Here is a 15,456-nt window from a genome sequence, read left to right as displayed (position 1 = left end):
CACCCACGTGTTACTCACCCGTTCGCCACTCGAGTACCCAGCAAGCTGGGCCTTTCCGTTCGACTTGCATGTGTTAAGCACGCCGCCAGCGTTCGTCCTGAGCCAGGATCAAACTCTCCAACAAAAAACATCAAAACACCCACCAAAAGCAGGCGATTTCGACACAAAGCCAGAAAGCACAACCTGACCAATCCAAAAAACTGACTGATAAATCCATCCAAAATAAACAACAAACCCAGTACAGGGTTCATCCTTGTCACAAACAGACAATCTCAGCCACAAAACAAAAATAATATGGCACAAGAAAATCCATCACACACTATCGAGTTCTCAAAGAACACACACCCACCAGCACCAACCCACAACAGGGCCGAACTCCAGCAAGCACATACATTGTTTGCCAACCATTTTCAGGCCGACCTTTCCAGGCTAGCAGGATCGCGATTTGCTAGGCAAACGGCCTCGATCTTGCTGTACTGGACCCACACGATTTCCGCCAGCCGATCTTGCGATCATCTGGCGGAAGTGTTTGGGGTTGTCTTCGCGGCTGAACCGCTCTGACTCGACATAAGTTACGCACATCCAAACGGAGCGTCAAATCGGCAGGTCAGGGACGTGTCGGAAATCAGCCGTCGACGACCTTCAGCATGGGGAGCAAGTAGGAGCGTGCGAGATCCTCGAGTTGGGCGGTGTCGTCGAGCTCGACTTGCCCGCCCGGCATCGTCACGAATGACCCCGTGATGCGGGCGATCAGCTCGGCGGCGAGGTCGGGATCCACCGACGGGTGCAGGTTGCCTGCGTGCTGCTCCTTACGGAGTGCGGTCGCTACGAACTCACTGACCGCGTACATGTTGCGGCCGCCCCCACCGCCGACCAGGCCCGGAACGAGGGCAGGGTCGTCGGCGATCAACCGCTTGATGAGCGGGTTGGACCAGATCTGTTGGATCGATGTCACGAAGCCGGTCACCACTCGGTCGGCGAACGACTCGGCTTCGGCCATCGCCTGTTGGAAGAAGGCGAAGTAGCTCGCCAGTTCGCGGGCTATGACTTCGTCGACGAGTGCGTCTTTACTGTCGAACTTCCGGTAGATCGTGATGCGGGACGTTCCGGCCCGCTTGGCGACGTCCTCCATGGAGGCGCCGGCCACTCCGTCGACACAGAACTGCTCGTACGCCGCGATGAGCAATTTGTCTCTGGTGGCATCGGCGGATCGCTGCTCCGGAGCACTTATTGCCCGCTTGGCCGCACGTTCGAACAACGTCGGCGGCACAGTCATCTCCTCTATCGTCACCGGTTCGATGCTACCTCTCCGACCAATCTGCTTGTGACCACGGTCACCGAATGCTAGTAATGTTACAGAGAGTAAATACTTGTTTCATTACTTTGCTCGGGACGGGAAAGACATGGAAGACCTGACACGTCGTCGCGTATTACAAGTGGGAGCCGGAACGGGAGCTGCGCTGCTCGCAGCCCCGGCATTCGGTTGGACGTCTGCGCTCGCGGGCGCCTCCCCCGGCACTGGACCGACGATCGACGCTAAGCACACATGGGACGACGAGCCGGACGAGCTCATCGCCGACATCTATCGGCATCGCGACGTCACCAAGGTCAACACCGCGCTGCGTGGATGGACGAAGAACGGTCAGACCCTCCCGAAGTCGCTGCCTGCGGATCTACGCATGTTCATCGACCAGGCACGCGAACTACCCGACTGGGCTGATCGCGGAAAGCTCGCGGACGCAGTCACTTTCAACCAGAAGCGGGGAACATATCTCGGAGCCCTGTACGGCTTTGCGAGCGGCATGATGAGTGCTGTCATCCCACATGAGGCGATGGTCGTCTATTATTCGCGCGGCGGTGCCGCGTTGAAGGACCGGATCTCGAAGACGGCGAAGCTCGGGTACGACATCGGGTCGCTCAACGCCTATCAAGACGGTGGCGAGATGGCTGTCACCTGCGTCAAGACGCGTCTCATCCATTCCGCTGTTCGGCACCTCCTGCCTCAGCAACACCAGTGGTCGTCTCGCATGCCGTACCAGGAGACGCCGATCACCCAGGCCGACCAGATGGTGACCTGGCATAGCCTGCCGACCACGGTGATGCGGATGCTCAAACGTTGGCAGGTGCCGATCGATCCGGCCGAATCTGCGGGCTTTCTACATTCGTGGCAGGTCGCGGGGCACATGCTCGGCATCCAGGACGGGCTCATCCCGGCGACGTGGGCCGACTCCGAGGCTCAGGCGAAGATCGCGCTCGACCCCGTCCTCAAGGGCACGACCGAGGGCCGCAAGCTCGCGGACATGCTTCTCGATCTCGGGTTCAACCTCGATCTCACGCTGTTGTCGCGCGGAGTCCTGGGCGCCCTCACACGATTCATGCTCGGCGATCGGATCGCGAACGAGCTTCGCATCCCGCGTGAGCCGGTATGGGATCCATTGTTGGAGACCGCCTGGGGACCGTTCATCCTCGTGCGTGAAGGCATCCTGCAAGCGGGGATGCCGAAAGAGGCGTACTGGACCTTCGACGAGATCCTGCGCCAGTTCGTCCTTCTCTATATCTCCGAGCTGCGGATGCCCATCAGCATCGAGTTGCCGTACACGAACAACCCGCATTACAAGTAGCTCGCGCGGCGTGGTCGACCTTAACCCTCTCGTTGGTGTCAGCAGGTGACACCAACGAGAGGGTTAGTCAATTACGAATGAGCGCCCGACCCCAGAACCCCAGAAGCGCACCGCTACCAGCACGTTCACGTTGCTCCGCCGCCAGGACTCGAACCTGGAATACCTGAACCAAAATCAGGAGTGTTGCCGATTACACCACGGCGGATTACTGCGTCATGATTGTGCCACAGCGGGCGGCGGTGGTCGCGTCAGGCGGTCTCGACTTCGCTCGACCAGCGGAGTGGGGACGCTCGACGAACGAGAAGAATGGGGCTCGACGAACGGCGGAAGAGCCACTCGCCCGGCGGTAGGATCCCACGATGTCCAGCCGCGAAGAGAAACTGTCGATCGTCGAACAATCGCCTGCCGCCGTCGCCGCCCACGACAAGCGGAAGTGGTTGGCGCTGTTCGCCTCTGACGGGATCGTCAACGACCCGGTGGGTTCGGACATCCACCAGGGTCCCGAGCAACTCGGCCGGTTCTACGACACATTCATCGCACCCAACGACGTCGTCTTCCATCCGAAGCACGACATCGTGTGCGGCAGCACCGTAGTACGCGATCTGGAACTCGAGATCCGCATGACCGATCGTGTGATCCTCATTGTCCCAATGCATCTCCGGTATGAACTGACCGACGACGATCATGTCCGCGGCTTGTACGCACATTGGGAACTGCCGACGATGGTCGCGCAGTTCGGCAGGAAGGGCTTCTGGGCGCTGCCGTCGTCGTTGCGGCTGTCGGCACGACTCCTGAAGAACCAGGGCATGTCGGGATCGTTGGGCTTCGCGCGCGGCTTCAAGCGGGTCGGGGCAGCGGGCAAGAAGACGGCAGCGCAGTTTCTCGATGCAGTCAACGGCAGTGACGACTCCAGGCTTGCTGCATTCGCCGATGTGAACGTGACGTGGGGCGCGCAGCGCGTCCAGGGCGCAGCAACTCTCCGCGGAAAGCTCGAAGGCGCGGCGGCGTCTAAGTTCATCTCGGCGGGTGACTACGTGACCGTGAGCCTGTCCGACGGCGACCGCCACGCGGTTGCGATGTGTGAGTTCTCGGACGGAACGCTGACCGACGCGACGGTGTACCTCGAAGAGTAGAGCGTTGCTCCGCCGCCAGGACTCGAACCTGGAATACCTGAACCAAAATCAGGAGTGTTGCCGATTACACCACGGCGGATTGCTGCGTCATGATGGTGCCGCAGCGGGTGGGTCTCGACTCCGCTCGACCAGCAGGAGGGGTCTCGAGTCCGCTCGACCAGCGGTGGGCGTCTCGACTTCGCTCGACCAGCAGGCGGTTAGGGCGACGCTCGAGCAGCAAGAGGCGGCGGGAGGACCTCGGTGCGTAGGATCTCCCCGGCAGCGTCAACAGTCTCAAGTGAAGGATCCATCCATGAGCAGACAGCCCGGCCAGACCGGAGTCGCGGTCATCGTGCTGGCAGCCGGTGCGGGCACCCGCATGAAGTCGAAGACGCCTAAGATCCTGCATCGCATCGGCGGCCGATCGCTCGTCGGACACGCCATGCACGGTGCAGACGGCATCTCGCCCGACGTGCTCATCGGTGTCGTCAGTCATGAGCGCGAACGCGTCAGCGCCGAGATCGCGACGGTCGCCGACGCGCTCGGACGCGAGATCCTCATCGCCGAGCAGGAGGCGCCCCGCGGAACGGGCGACGCGGCCCGGGCCGGCATGACGGCACTCCCCGACTTCCAGGGAACGGTGCTCGTCACCGTCGCAGACGCCCCGCTCCTCGACGCCGAGACGCTGTCCGAACTCGTCGCGACCCACACCGCCCACGACGGCGCCGCGGTGACGCTCACGAGTTTCGTCGTACCGAACCCGACCGGCTACGGCCGGATCGTCCGCGAGGGCAGCGGCGGGGTGACAGCCATCGTCGAGCACAAGGACGCCACCGACCAGCAGCGCGCGATTAACGAGGTGAACGCCGGGATCTACGCGTTCGACGCCGACGTTCTGCGCACCGGCCTCTCGAAGCTGTCCACCGACAACGCGCAAGGCGAGTACTACCTGACCGACCTCGTCGAGATCGCCCGCAACGCGGGCCGCGAAGTGCGGGCGCACGTCGTCGAGGATCCCGCCGCAGTCGCCGGCTGCAACGACCGCGTCCAACTCGCCGAACTCGGTGCCGAGCTCAACCGCCGCACGGTTCGACGCCACATGCTCGCAGGTGTCACCGTCGTCGATCCCGCGACCACGTGGATCGACGTCGACGTCGTTCTCGGTCAGGACGTACACATCGAATCGGGCACCCAACTGCGTGGCCGCTGCGTGATCGCCGACGACGCCGTCGTCGGCCCGGACACGACTCTCACCGACGTCGTCGTCGGCGAAGGCGCGTCCGTCATCCGCACCCACGGATCCGACGCGCACATCAGGGCGGGCGCCACCGTCGGACCGTTCGCCTACCTGCGGCCGGGCACCGACCTCGGCGAGTCCGGCAAGATCGGCGCCTTCGTGGAGACGAAGAACGCGCAGATCGGCACCGGCACCAAGGTTCCGCACCTGACGTACGTCGGCGACGCCGAGATCGGCGAGTACACGAACATCGGCGCGTCGAGCGTCTTCGTCAATTACGACGGCGTCGACAAGCACAAAACCGTGATCGGTTCACACTGCCGGACCGGTTCGGACAACATGTTCGTGGCACCGCTCACGATCGGTGACGGTGTGTACACAGGTGCGGGTACCGTGCTCCGGGGGGACGTTCCATCGGGTGCACTATCGGTGAGCGCTGGCTCACAGCGCATCATTGAAGACTGGGTGCCCACCAAGCGCCCCGGAACGGCTGCCGCAGACGCGGCGGTCCGAGCCAAGAACGGTCGAGACCAGGAGAATAAGAGCTAGCCGATGAGTTGGACTACTGACAACCAGAAGAACCTCATGCTGTTCGCGGGTCGCGCGCACCCCGAACTGGCGCAGGCCGTCTCCGACTCTCTCGGTGTGCCTTTGACCCCGCAGACCGCTCGCGACTTCGCCAACGGCGAGATCTTCGTTCGCTTCGAGGACTCCGTTCGCGGCAGCGACGCATTCGTCCTGCAGAGCTGCCCCTACCCGATGAACCAGTGGATCATGGAAACGCTCATCATGATCGACGCGCTCAAGCGCGGGTCGGCCAAGCGCATCACCGCGATCCTGCCGTTCTACCCGTACGCCCGCCAGGACAAGAAGCACCGCGGCCGTGAGCCGATCTCGGCCCGCCTCGTCGCCGATCTACTCAAGACCGCAGGCGCCGACCGCATCATCACGGTCGACCTGCACACCGATCAGATCCAGGGCTTCTTCGACGGCCCCGTCGACCACATGCACGCACAGGGCCAGCTCGCCGAGTATGTGCGCAACAAGTACGGCACCTCCAACATCTGCGTCGTGTCGCCGGACGCCGGCCGCGTCAAGGTCGGCGAGAAGTGGGCCGACGAACTCGACGGCGCACCGATGGCGTTCGTTCACAAGACGCGCGACCCCGACGTGCCGAACCAGATCAAGTCGAACCGCGTGGTCGGCGACGTCTCCGGCAAGACCTGCGTACTCATCGACGACATGATCGACACCGGTGGCACCATTTCGGGCGCCGTCAACGTCCTCAAGGAGGCAGGCGCAGGCGATGTCATCATCGCCACCACGCACGGAGTGTTCTCGCACCCCGCCGCCGAGCGCCTCGCGAGCTGCGGTGCGCGCGAAGTGATCTCCACCGACACCCTCCCGATCCCGGAGGACCAGCGGTTCGACAACCTCACCGTGCTGTCGATCGCCCCGCTGCTCGCTCGCACGATCCGCGAGGTCTTCGAGAACGGCTCGGTCACCAGCCTGTTCAACGGAAGCGCGTAACGGTCAGCGGCGCGTCCGACGTGCCGCGACCACAACCCCGATCACGACGACGACGCCTGCGAGCACCCCGATCGACACGAACCACCAGGTTCGAGACGAGCTCGCGGCGTCGTTCGTCGTCTCCGGGTCGGCAACGTCCGACGCGCCGTTCGGTCGGCCCGCCCCAGCGAGGGGCGTCAGCCGCGGACCGGCCGCGGCCGGCATCGCGGCGGCCCCGAGGTCGGAGATGTTGCTGCACAACGATGCTGTCCACCCCGGTGTCGACGGCTCCGGGTCGCCGCCGATCGGCGTGCCAAACGACAACGCCAGCGTGCGCTGCCTGCCGATCTCCAACTCGACGCCGCACGACGCGCTGACCAGAGACGTCGCGATCTCGATGCGTTCGTGGACACGAGCCTTGTACGACGCGTCGACCTCGAACTCGTATATCCGGTCACCGCCCCGCTCCACCTCCCCGACGGCGCGACCCTGAACGACGACGCCCGCATCACGCGCGACCTCGTCGGCGGTCAACGGAAGGCAACTGCACGCGCACGCCGTTCCCGGCGAGACGCTCGTGGCACCAACCGCGACGAAGACCAAGAACCCCGCCATGATCAAGCGCACCGCTGCCCTCATGTCTGCACCGTAACCCGCTCGTCGCAGGCGGTATAGTGGAACTGTGGACGCAACGATTTATCACAATCCCCGCTGTGCGACGTCGCGCAAGACGCTGGAGCGGCTCGAGAGCGCAGGCGCCGACGTCACCGTCGTCGAATATCTGACCGATGGCTGGACCCGCGAACAACTGACGAAGCTGTTCGCCGATGCCGGAGTCACCGCAAGCCAGGCGGTCCGCGAACGCGAAACACTCTACAGCGAGCTCGGACTCGCCGACGCGTCCGACGACGCGATCCTCGACGCGATGGTCGAACATCCCGTCCTCGTCCATCGGCCGTTCGTCGTCACCGACAAGGGCACCCGTCTCGCCCGTCCGGCCGAAGGCGTCGACGAGATCTTGTAAGGGCCTCGACCCTTCGACTCGCTGCGCTCGCTCAGGACGACGCTCCGCTCGACCAGCGGAGGGTGGTCTCGACTCCGCTCGACCAGCGGAGGGGTCTCGACCCTTCGACTCGCTGCGCTCGCTCAGGACAGCGCTCCGCTCGACCAGCCGGCGCGGGCCTACTTGCCGACGCCGTCGAACTTCCGGTTGGCGGACGGGAGGACGACGCCGAGGAGGGAGCGGAAGAAGCCTCTGGTGACGTCGAGGAAGTCGAAGTAGTCGCGCCACACCGTGATTCGGCCTTCGCGGACCTCGAAACGGCCGCACACCCAGAATCGGATGCGGAGCGGGCCGGCCTTCAGTTCGTCGAGGCGTTCGGTGAGCACGACACCGTCGGCGTCCGCGCTGATCGCGAGGATCTGGACGTCGAATCCGAATCCTGGCCGGGCCAACGCGCGCATGATCGAAGCGAACTTCGCCATTCCGCGCACCGTCGGCAGCGAGACGTTCGTGTAGACGATGCCGTCGTCGACGTCGGCGAGCGCCGACTCCACATCACCCGCAGCGAGGCCGGTCAAGAAGTGTCGGACCAGGTCAACCGGATTCTGTGACGTCATGACCACATGGTAGACTCTTTCCCGTTGTCTCGGCGAGGGTGATTGTTCACCGTGATCGGCGCGACTGCGGACTCCTCCACGCCCGCTCGGGCGATCAGGTTCTGCGTGTCGATGCCGCTCGCTGCGGCGCCACCGAACCGAAATCTACTGGAGGACATGCCATGTCGAACAAGACTCCGACGCTGAGCGTCACCATCCGCACTGGCCGGGGCAAGGGCGCCGCGCGCCGCGCCCGCAACGAGGGCCTGGTCCCCGCTGTGGTCTACGGCCACGGCACCGACCCTCAGCACCTCCTGCTCCCCAAGCTGGAGCTGAACACCATTCTGCGTAACTACGGCCTCAACGCCGTCATCGATCTCGACATCGAGGGCACCAGCCAGCTCGTGCTGGCCCGCCAGGTGGACGTCCACCCGCTGCGCGACTACGTCGAGCACATCGACTTCCTCGTCATCCGCCGCGGCGAGAAGGTCGTCGTCGACATCCCCGTCCTCGTCGAGGGCACCCCGATGGGCGGAACGCTCACCGTGCAGGAGGCCAGCTCGGTCGAGGTCGAGGCAGAGGCCATGCACATTCCGGAGAGCATCATCGTCGACGTCGAGAACGCCGAGGCGGGCACTCTCGTCACCGCAGGCGACCTGAACATCCCGTCGGGCGTCACCCTCGTCACCAACCCCGAGTACGCGATCGTCGCGGTCAACGAGGCGAAGTCCGCTGCGGCCACCGAGGACGAGATCGAGGGCGACGCCGAGGGCGACGCCACCGAGGCTGCCGACGAGTAAGTGAAGCTCATCGTCGGACTCGGCAACCCGGGTCCAACCTACGAGAAGACCAGGCACAACATCGGGGCCATGGTCGCCGACAGCCTGGTCTTCTCGTACGGCGAGAAATACTCGGTGCACAAGCGTTCGGGCACCGAGACCGCGACCGTCCGGATCGGTGGAGAACCGGTGATGGTCGCCAAGGCTCGCGCCTACATGAACGTGACGGGCCGTCAGATCGGTCCGCTCGCCGCGTACTACTCGGTGTCCCCCGCCGACCTGATCGTCCTGCACGACGAACTCGACATCGACTTCGGTCAGGTCCGGCTCAAACAGGGCGGCGGCGAAGGCGGACACAACGGTCTGCGGTCCATCACATCCGCCGTCGGCACCCGCGACTATCTGCGCGTGCGGCTCGGCATCGGGCGTCCACCCGGTCGGCAGGACCCTGCGGACTTCGTCCTCAAACCGTTCCCGTCCGCGACACGAGCCGACGTCGATCTGCTCATCGCGAACGGTGTCGACGCCGCCGAACTCCTGGTGAAGCAAGGACTCGAGGCCGCGCAGAACGTCGTCCACGCCTGGTGACTGCCGGCATTTTCGCCGTCTTCGCACGATAGCTCGGCCGATCGGCGATGATGATCTCGACCATTAACTGATCGATCGATCAACATCGCCGTTCGCGAAGGAGCCGTATGCCGGACGTGCCCGTCCTCCCCCGCCCCATCCGATGGTCCGCGGCGACCGCGGCGTTCCAGGTGGAAGGCGCGCGATCTGCGGACGGACGAGGCCGATCGGTGTGGGACGCCTGGGTCGACACCCCGGGAAAGGTGGTCGACGGCTCGACCGCCGACCCCGGTCCCGACAGCTATCACCGCTGGGCGGACGACGTGACTCTCGCCGCGAACCTCGGATTGGACCGCTACCGATTCTCCATCTCCTGGACACGCGTTCAGCCCGACGGCAGCGGCCCGGGAAACGCCGCAGGACTCGACTACTACTCACGGTTGGTGGACGACCTCCTCGCCGCGGGCGTGACCCCGTTCCCGACGCTCTACCACTGGGATCTGCCGATCGGCCTGCACGAGGCGGGCGGGTGGACGGTCCGCGACATCGTCGGCCGATTCACCGACTACGCGGAGATCGTCGCCGAACGACTCGGCGACCGCGTCGAGAACTGGTACACCGTCAACGAACCAGCGATGACGACGCTGGAAGGCTACGCGATCGGCGCGCTCGCTCCCGGCGAGTTCCTACTGTTCGACGCCCTCCCGACGGCCCACCACCAGTTGCTGGCACACGGTCACGCGGCCCGCGTCTTACGCGAGCACGGAGCCCGGGCTGTCGGCGTCGCCAACAATCACACGCATGTCCGGCCGCTCCACGACTCCCCCGAGGACGCGTCCGCCGTAGCCGCGTACGACGCGGTCCACAATCGCCTGTTCGCCGATCCGATCCTCACCGGCGCATACCCGGACCTGCCGGGAATCGACGTCGAGCTGCCGATCGTCGACGGCGACCTGGACGTGATCTCGATCCCGCCGGACTTCTACGCGATCAACTTCTACAATCCGACGACGGTGACCGCTCCCGGTCCTGACAATCCGATTCCGTTCGAGATCGTGCCGACGCCCGGCGTGCCGGTGACCGGTTTCGGACCCGAGTGGCCGATCGTCCCAAGCACTCTCCGCGAACTCCTCGTCGACTTCTCTCAGCGCTACCCGAACCTGCCGCCCGTGATCATCAGCGAGAACGGGGCGTCGTTCCCCGAGCCGGACACCTCCGACGGCACGATCGACGACGCCGAGCGCATCGCCTATCTCGACGGCCACATCCGCGCCGTCGGCGACGCCATGGCAGCGTGCGTCCGCGTGGACGAATACACCGTCTGGTCGCTGATGGACAACTTCGAGTGGGCCGACGGCTACACGCAGCGGTTCGGCCTCGCACATGTCGATTTCGACACGGGAGATCGCACACCGAAAGCGTCGTACGACTGGTATCGCCGACTGATCGCGGAGAATCGCAGGTGAAGCAGGCCGCGGCGGGCAGTCGCCGCTGGATGACGCTGTTCACCCTGGCGTGGCTCGCCATCTGGATGGTCCAACTGACTCCCCTGCAACTGCTGCTGCCGTTGCAACTGAACGATCAGGTCTCCGACGGCGGCGACGAATGGATCCGCGGCGTCGTCCTCTCCGGCCTGATCCTCGGGGTCGGCGGGCTCGCAGGCGTCGTCGCCGGTCCGCTGGCAGGCGCCGCATCGGACAGGACCGACGGCACGCGGATGCCCGCCGGTCTCGGTGCCCGACGACGTGTGTGGGCGCTCGGCGGAACCTGGTTGATCGCCCTGTCACTGGTGCTCACCGGGCTCGCGCACCAACCATGGCTCGTCGGAGCTGCGTGGATCGGCGTGTGCACCGGTATCGGCGTCGCGTCGGCCGCGTTCAGCGCGCTCATCGCCGACCAGCTTCCCGTCGACCGGCGCGGCGGCGCGGCCGCAGCCGTCGGCTCGTCTCAAGCACTGGGCATCGTGCTCGGAGTGGGAGCCGTCGTACTCCTCGGACTCGACGTCCTCCCCGGTTACCTCCTGCTCGCCGCCGTCATGGCGGTCCTCGGGACCTGGGCCGCGTTCGGACTGCCCGACCCCGTGGTCCCGCGCGCCCTGCTCGCCGTCGACGAACGCCACGATCGGTGGGCATCGCTGCGCGACAAGGACTTCGCGTGGATGCTGACCGGCCGCCTCGTCACCAATGTCGGCAACGCACTCGGCACCTCCCTGTTCCTGTTCTTTCTGCTGTACGGCCTCGGACAAGCCGAGACCGACGCCGAGGACAACCTGCTGATCCTCGTCGTCGTCTACACGGTGTTCGTGGTCGGCGCATCGATCGCGTCCGGTCTGATCGCCGACCGCCTCGGGCATCGTCGCGCGCTGACTGTGGCCGCGGCGATCGTCCAGTCCGTAGCGGGCATCGTCGTCGTCGCCAGCCCGACGTTCACCGCGACGTTGATCGCCGCCGCGATCATGGGTGTCGGTTACGGTGCGTTCTCGACGGCGGGCCTCGCCTTCGCCACCGACCTTCTGCCGTACGAACAGGACCATGGCCGAGACCTCGGCATCGTCAACGTCGCCGCAGCCCTCGGCCAACTCCTCGGCCCCGTCCTGGGCGCCGGTCTGGTCGCGTTGGTCGGCGGGTTCTGGCTCGTGTTCGCGGCAGCATGCGCCCTCTCGATCCTCGGCGGACTCGTCACGCTGCGTGCACGGGAGACACGACCCGCCTCCCTGCCCTGAACGGACGACAACGGCAGACGTAGAATTCCCCCCGAACCCCGTCGCGAAGCAGTGTCGGGCAGACAGCGAAGGACAGACATCTTGGCGACACTGGCGACTCCGTCTGGACATCAGAATGTGGCGATGCTCGGCATCGGTGCGTACCGGCCTGCGCGGCTGGTGACGAACGATGAGCTCTGCACCGTTCTGGACTCGTCGGACCAGTGGATCCACGAGCGAAGTGGCATCCGGGCCCGACGTTGGATCAGCGGTGACGAATCGATCCGCAGCATGTCGTCGGCAGCCGCCGAACGCGCGATCAACAACTCCGACGTCGACCGCGAGAAGATCGACATGGTCATCATGGCCACCAGCAGTTGGCCGTACAACGTGCCGCACGGCGCCCCGATCGTCGCCAACGACATCGGCCTCAACGGGGTGTCGGCGTTCGACGTGTCCGCCGGGTGCGGCGGGTTCGGCTACGCACTCGGGGTGGCCGCCGACGCGATCCGCGCAGGCAGTGCCACCTACGTCGTGGTGATCGGTGTCGAGACGATGTCCGTCGGCCTCGACGTGACCGACCGGTCGACGGGCTTCATCTTCGGTGACGGCGCAGGCGCCGTGATCGTCGGACCGAGCGAGACCAACGGCATCTCGCCGATGGTGTCGGGCAGCGACGGCGAGCATGCCGACGCGATCATCCAGAACTTCGACACCGTCTCGTACATGGCGCGTGCCGTCGAATACCAGGGCAAGGATCCCGAGACCGACCCCGTCGGTCGCATGGTGATCAACATGGCAGGCCCGAGCGTCTTCCGGTGGGCCGCGATCACACTGCCGAAGGCTCTCGGCAACATGTTGTCGATCTCGGGCGCGACCCTCGACGACATCGAGGTGTTCGTACCGCACCAGGCGAACGCCCGCATCAACGATCTGATGAAGAAGAACCTCGGCTTCCCGGACGAACTGCCGATGGCCTACGACATCGAGAACACCGCCAACACGTCGGCAGCGTCGATCCCGCTCGCCATGGAGGAACTCCTCGCCACCGGCAAGGCTCAGGGCGGCGCGACCTCGTTGATTCTCGGCTTCGGCGCCGGACTGAGCTACGCCGGCGGCGTCGTCACCTTGCCGCCGGCCCCGAAGGTCTCGAGCTTCGACGGCCTAGAGGACGCGAAGCCCGGTCCGCTCGCCAAGCACCTGCTGCTGCCGTAAGGGGCCTCGACTCCGCTCGACCAGCGAAGCTGTCTCGCAGACTCCGCTCGACCAGCGGAGCTGTCTCGACCAGCGGGGCTGCCGCTGATCGAGCCTTCCTGCTGATCGAGCGGAGTCGAGATCCACTCAAGCGTTCTCTTTCCGGAACACGGAAGTGCCCCACCAGGTGCCGAGAGCGCTGAGGACGAGCGCTGCAAGCAGCCCCCACCCGACCTGAGACGACATCACGTCCCCCAGGAACGAACTGCGGACGCCGTCGGTGATCCAGCGGAACGGGATGAAGTCACTGACCCGCTGCAGCCATTCGGGACCGATCGTCATCGGCAGCAGGATCCCGGACAGCAGCAGGATCGGCATCATCACCATGTTGATGACCGGAGCCATCACGTCTTCGCTCTTGGTGGTGAGCGCCAGAGCGTTCGACGCCGCGGCGCATGCCCCGCCGACGAGAAGAGTGATGACGAGGCCGACGAGCACGCCGACGATCGCGCCCCGCATGCCCATGACGTAGCCGAGACCGATCAAGATGAGCGCCTGCACCAACAGTTGCAGCAGGTCGCGCAGTATTCGGCCGAACAGCAGCGCGGTCCGGCTCGCCGGGGTGACGCGCTCGGCTTCGATGACACCTTCACGCCATTCGCCGATGAGACTGAATCCGGCGAACATCGCGCCGAAGATGCCGAGCTGTACGAGCAGCCCGGGAACGAAGAACGTGTACGCGTTGTCGCCGGCCCCGGGAAACTGTGTCACCAGTGGTTTCAGCAGCGGACCGAACAGCAGCAGATACATGACCGGCTGCATGATGCCGATGAGCACCCACGCGGGATTCCGGAGATTCATTCGCAGCTGACGACGGAACACGACGTACGACTCGGTGGCGAATGCCATCACAGCGCCTCCTTCTCGGTTCGCGCCGTCGGATCGCCATCGGGGGTGTCATCAGCAGGGGTGTCATCGCGCAGCGAACGACCGGTCAAGGTGAGGAAGACGTCGTCGAGCGTCGGTTTGACGATCTCGATTCCCTCCAGGATCGCGCCCCGCCCGTCGAGGTCGCGGAGAAGACCGGGAACTATCCGTGCCGATCCGCGGACGCGCGCACTGAGCGCGGTCCCATCGATCTCGACGTCGGTGCCGACTGACTCGAGCGACTGCGCGACCGCGGCGACGTGCGCTCGATCGCCGAGTTCGAGACGGACGAGGTCGCCCGACACCTGCGACTTCAGGTTCTCCGGAGTGTCGGCGGCGACGATCCGGCCGTTGTCGATGATGAGGATGCGGTCCGACAATGCGTCGGCCTCGTCGAGATAATGGGTCGTGAGGAACACGGTGGCGCCGCGGTCGGTGCGGAGCCTCGCTATGTGCTCCCACAGATTGGCGCGGGCCTGCGGGTCGAGTCCGGTGGTCGGCTCGTCGAGGAACACCAACGTCGGATCGTGGATCAGGCCCATCACGATGTCGAGACGACGTTTCTGTCCGCCCGACATGTTCTTCGGCATGCGGTCCCACAAGCCGTCGAGTTGCAGTTGGTCGAACAACTCCTTGCCGCGAACCACCGCGTCCCGCCGTGACATGCCGTACAGCTGGCCGTGATCGCTGACCTCGTCGCCCGCAAGCGCCTGCGAGAACGTCGACCCGGCCTGAGACACGTAACCGATACTCCGGCGCACCTGTACCGACTCGGTCAGGACGTCGAAGCCGTTGACCGTCGCCGTGCCCTCCGTCGGACGTAGAAGTGTCGTGAGCATTCGCAGCGTGGTGGTCTTACCCGCGCCGTTGGGGCCGAGGAAGCCGACGACCTCCCCTTCTGCGATGTCGAGATCGACCCCGTCGACTGCGCGAACCTGTTTGAGTTGCTTACCCCTACCCGTCGTAAACGTCTGAACGAGCCCTCTGGCATGGATCATTCGCGAGTCGCTTCCTCCGGAAGTCGCACGGTCCGGAAAGTATTGAGTCCGAAACGGACGGAATTCATGGTTCCCGTGCCGATCGAGGTGTGTCAACAGATTTAGCAGGAGCCTCCGACAGTCTCGGCCGGTCTCGACCAGCGTCGTGGTCTCGACTCCGCTCGACCAGCAGTGGGCTCGACCAGCAGTGGGGCTCGACCAGCAGTGGGGCT

At 65.0% G+C, this 15,456-nt stretch carries 15 protein-coding genes, 2 tRNA genes and 1 rRNA gene; 10 read left to right on the top strand and 8 right to left on the bottom strand.

Annotated features, from left to right (window positions below; genetic code table 11):
* Together L5G32_RS08670 and L5G32_RS08665 are read right to left on the bottom strand one after the other, a co-directional pair.
* Nucleotides 1–124 (bottom strand): 16S ribosomal RNA (locus L5G32_RS08670); the annotation flags it as partial.
* Between the two features lie 501 nt (nucleotides 125–625).
* Complete coding sequence (locus tag L5G32_RS08665) at nucleotides 626–1,291, bottom strand: TetR/AcrR family transcriptional regulator (RefSeq protein WP_237010618.1); 666 nt, start codon at nucleotides 1,289–1,291, stop codon at nucleotides 626–628.
* A gap of 112 nt (nucleotides 1,292–1,403) precedes the next feature.
* Here L5G32_RS08665 and L5G32_RS08660 point away from each other — a divergent pair, with 112 nt between their 5' ends.
* Nucleotides 1,404–2,621 carry an oxygenase MpaB family protein gene (locus L5G32_RS08660; protein ID WP_237010617.1) on the top strand — a complete coding sequence of 406 codons (1,218 nt, stop codon included), beginning with the start codon at nucleotides 1,404–1,406 and terminating at the stop codon, nucleotides 2,619–2,621.
* A gap of 133 nt (nucleotides 2,622–2,754) precedes the next feature.
* Here the strand turns inward: L5G32_RS08660 and L5G32_RS08655 are convergent.
* Nucleotides 2,755–2,826 (bottom strand) — tRNA-Gln (locus tag L5G32_RS08655).
* Between the two features lie 154 nt (nucleotides 2,827–2,980).
* Between L5G32_RS08655 and L5G32_RS08650 the strand changes: the two genes are divergently transcribed.
* Entirely contained in the window at nucleotides 2,981–3,754 is a 774-nt protein-coding gene (locus L5G32_RS08650; protein ID WP_237010616.1) for a nuclear transport factor 2 family protein, read from the top strand.
* A 7-nt stretch (nucleotides 3,755–3,761) separates the two neighbouring features.
* On the opposite strand, the gene L5G32_RS08645 is transcribed toward L5G32_RS08650, so the two are convergent.
* Nucleotides 3,762–3,833: transfer RNA gene (locus tag L5G32_RS08645), tRNA-Gln, on the bottom strand.
* A 213-nt stretch (nucleotides 3,834–4,046) separates the two neighbouring features.
* On the opposite strand from L5G32_RS08645, the gene glmU reads away from it, so the two are divergent.
* Both glmU and L5G32_RS08635 read left to right on the top strand, forming a co-directional pair.
* Nucleotides 4,047–5,519, top strand: a complete 1,473-nt coding sequence (gene glmU, locus L5G32_RS08640) for a bifunctional UDP-N-acetylglucosamine diphosphorylase/glucosamine-1-phosphate N-acetyltransferase GlmU (RefSeq protein WP_237010615.1) — start codon at nucleotides 4,047–4,049, stop codon at nucleotides 5,517–5,519.
* Between the two features lie 3 nt (nucleotides 5,520–5,522).
* Nucleotides 5,523–6,500 (top strand): ribose-phosphate diphosphokinase, encoded by a 978-nt coding sequence (locus tag L5G32_RS08635; RefSeq protein ID WP_237010614.1) that lies wholly within the window; start codon nucleotides 5,523–5,525, stop codon nucleotides 6,498–6,500.
* 3 nt (nucleotides 6,501–6,503) lie between these two features.
* Here L5G32_RS08635 and L5G32_RS08630 read toward each other — a convergent pair whose 3' ends face one another.
* Complete coding sequence (locus tag L5G32_RS08630; RefSeq protein WP_237010613.1) at nucleotides 6,504–7,118, bottom strand: hypothetical protein; 615 nt, start codon at nucleotides 7,116–7,118, stop codon at nucleotides 6,504–6,506.
* A gap of 43 nt (nucleotides 7,119–7,161) precedes the next feature.
* Here L5G32_RS08630 and arsC point away from each other — a divergent pair, with 43 nt between their 5' ends.
* Entirely contained in the window at nucleotides 7,162–7,503 is a 342-nt protein-coding gene (gene arsC, locus L5G32_RS08625) for an arsenate reductase (glutaredoxin) (protein WP_237010612.1), read from the top strand.
* A 158-nt stretch (nucleotides 7,504–7,661) separates the two neighbouring features.
* Here arsC and L5G32_RS08620 read toward each other — a convergent pair whose 3' ends face one another.
* The gene (locus L5G32_RS08620) at nucleotides 7,662–8,099 is read right to left on the bottom strand and encodes a limonene-1,2-epoxide hydrolase family protein (protein ID WP_237010611.1); all 438 of its coding nucleotides are present in this window, start codon (nucleotides 8,097–8,099) and stop codon (nucleotides 7,662–7,664) included.
* Between the two features lie 161 nt (nucleotides 8,100–8,260).
* Between L5G32_RS08620 and L5G32_RS08615 the strand changes: the two genes are divergently transcribed.
* The 5 genes from L5G32_RS08615 (at nucleotide 8,261) to L5G32_RS08595 (ending at nucleotide 13,340) form a co-directional block, all read left to right on the top strand.
* Nucleotides 8,261–8,878 carry a 50S ribosomal protein L25/general stress protein Ctc gene (locus tag L5G32_RS08615; protein ID WP_237010610.1) on the top strand — a complete coding sequence of 206 codons (618 nt, stop codon included), beginning with the start codon at nucleotides 8,261–8,263 and terminating at the stop codon, nucleotides 8,876–8,878.
* The gene (pth, locus tag L5G32_RS08610) at nucleotides 8,879–9,445 is read left to right on the top strand and encodes an aminoacyl-tRNA hydrolase (protein ID WP_237010609.1); all 567 of its coding nucleotides are present in this window, start codon (nucleotides 8,879–8,881) and stop codon (nucleotides 9,443–9,445) included. It begins immediately after the preceding gene.
* 107 nt (nucleotides 9,446–9,552) lie between these two features.
* Nucleotides 9,553–10,890, top strand: coding sequence for a GH1 family beta-glucosidase (locus tag L5G32_RS08605; RefSeq protein ID WP_237010608.1), 1,338 nt, complete (start codon nucleotides 9,553–9,555; stop codon nucleotides 10,888–10,890).
* Nucleotides 10,887–12,146, top strand: a complete 1,260-nt coding sequence (locus tag L5G32_RS08600) for an MFS transporter (protein ID WP_237010607.1) — start codon at nucleotides 10,887–10,889, stop codon at nucleotides 12,144–12,146. The genes L5G32_RS08605 and L5G32_RS08600 overlap by 4 nt, the downstream gene beginning before the upstream one ends.
* 81 nt (nucleotides 12,147–12,227) lie before the next feature.
* Nucleotides 12,228–13,340, top strand: a complete 1,113-nt coding sequence (locus L5G32_RS08595; protein WP_237010606.1) for a beta-ketoacyl-ACP synthase 3 — start codon at nucleotides 12,228–12,230, stop codon at nucleotides 13,338–13,340.
* 126 nt (nucleotides 13,341–13,466) lie between these two features.
* Here L5G32_RS08595 and L5G32_RS08590 read toward each other — a convergent pair whose 3' ends face one another.
* Nucleotides 13,467–14,228: an ABC transporter permease gene (locus L5G32_RS08590; RefSeq protein WP_237010605.1), complete on the bottom strand. Its 762-nt coding sequence runs from the start codon at nucleotides 14,226–14,228 to the stop codon at nucleotides 13,467–13,469.
* Nucleotides 14,228–15,244 (bottom strand): ATP-binding cassette domain-containing protein, encoded by a 1,017-nt coding sequence (locus L5G32_RS08585; protein ID WP_237010604.1) that lies wholly within the window; start codon nucleotides 15,242–15,244, stop codon nucleotides 14,228–14,230. Before L5G32_RS08585 ends, L5G32_RS08590 begins: the two co-directional genes overlap by 1 nt.
* Between the last annotated feature and the right edge of the window lie 212 nt (nucleotides 15,245–15,456).

The organism is Gordonia zhenghanii (assembly GCF_021738965.1).
GTDB classification, from domain to species: Bacteria; Actinomycetota; Actinomycetes; order Mycobacteriales; family Mycobacteriaceae; genus Gordonia; species Gordonia zhenghanii.
Note: the sequence above shows the minus strand (reverse complement) of the source record. Positions and strands in the feature narration are given on the sequence as shown.

What these genes read in the sequence shown, in the direction of transcription:
- L5G32_RS08660 (WP_237010617.1), top strand. Translation starts at nt 1,404, where the DNA reads ATGGAAGACCTGACACGTCGTCGCGTATTACAAGTGGGAGCCGGAACG.
- L5G32_RS08650 (WP_237010616.1), top strand. Translation starts at nt 2,981, where the DNA reads ATGTCCAGCCGCGAAGAGAAACTGTCGATCGTCGAACAATCGCCTGCC.
- glmU (WP_237010615.1), top strand. Translation starts at nt 4,047, where the DNA reads ATGAGCAGACAGCCCGGCCAGACCGGAGTCGCGGTCATCGTGCTGGCA.
- L5G32_RS08635 (WP_237010614.1), top strand. Translation starts at nt 5,523, where the DNA reads ATGAGTTGGACTACTGACAACCAGAAGAACCTCATGCTGTTCGCGGGT.
- L5G32_RS08630 (WP_237010613.1), bottom strand. Translation starts at nt 7,118, where the DNA reads ATGAGGGCAGCGGTGCGCTTGATCATGGCGGGGTTCTTGGTCTTCGTC.
- L5G32_RS08620 (WP_237010611.1), bottom strand. Translation starts at nt 8,099, where the DNA reads ATGACGTCACAGAATCCGGTTGACCTGGTCCGACACTTCTTGACCGGC.
- L5G32_RS08615 (WP_237010610.1), top strand. Translation starts at nt 8,261, where the DNA reads ATGTCGAACAAGACTCCGACGCTGAGCGTCACCATCCGCACTGGCCGG.
- L5G32_RS08605 (WP_237010608.1), top strand. Translation starts at nt 9,553, where the DNA reads ATGCCGGACGTGCCCGTCCTCCCCCGCCCCATCCGATGGTCCGCGGCG.
- L5G32_RS08590 (WP_237010605.1), bottom strand. Translation starts at nt 14,228, where the DNA reads ATGGCATTCGCCACCGAGTCGTACGTCGTGTTCCGTCGTCAGCTGCGA.
- L5G32_RS08585 (WP_237010604.1), bottom strand. Translation starts at nt 15,244, where the DNA reads ATGATCCATGCCAGAGGGCTCGTTCAGACGTTTACGACGGGTAGGGGT.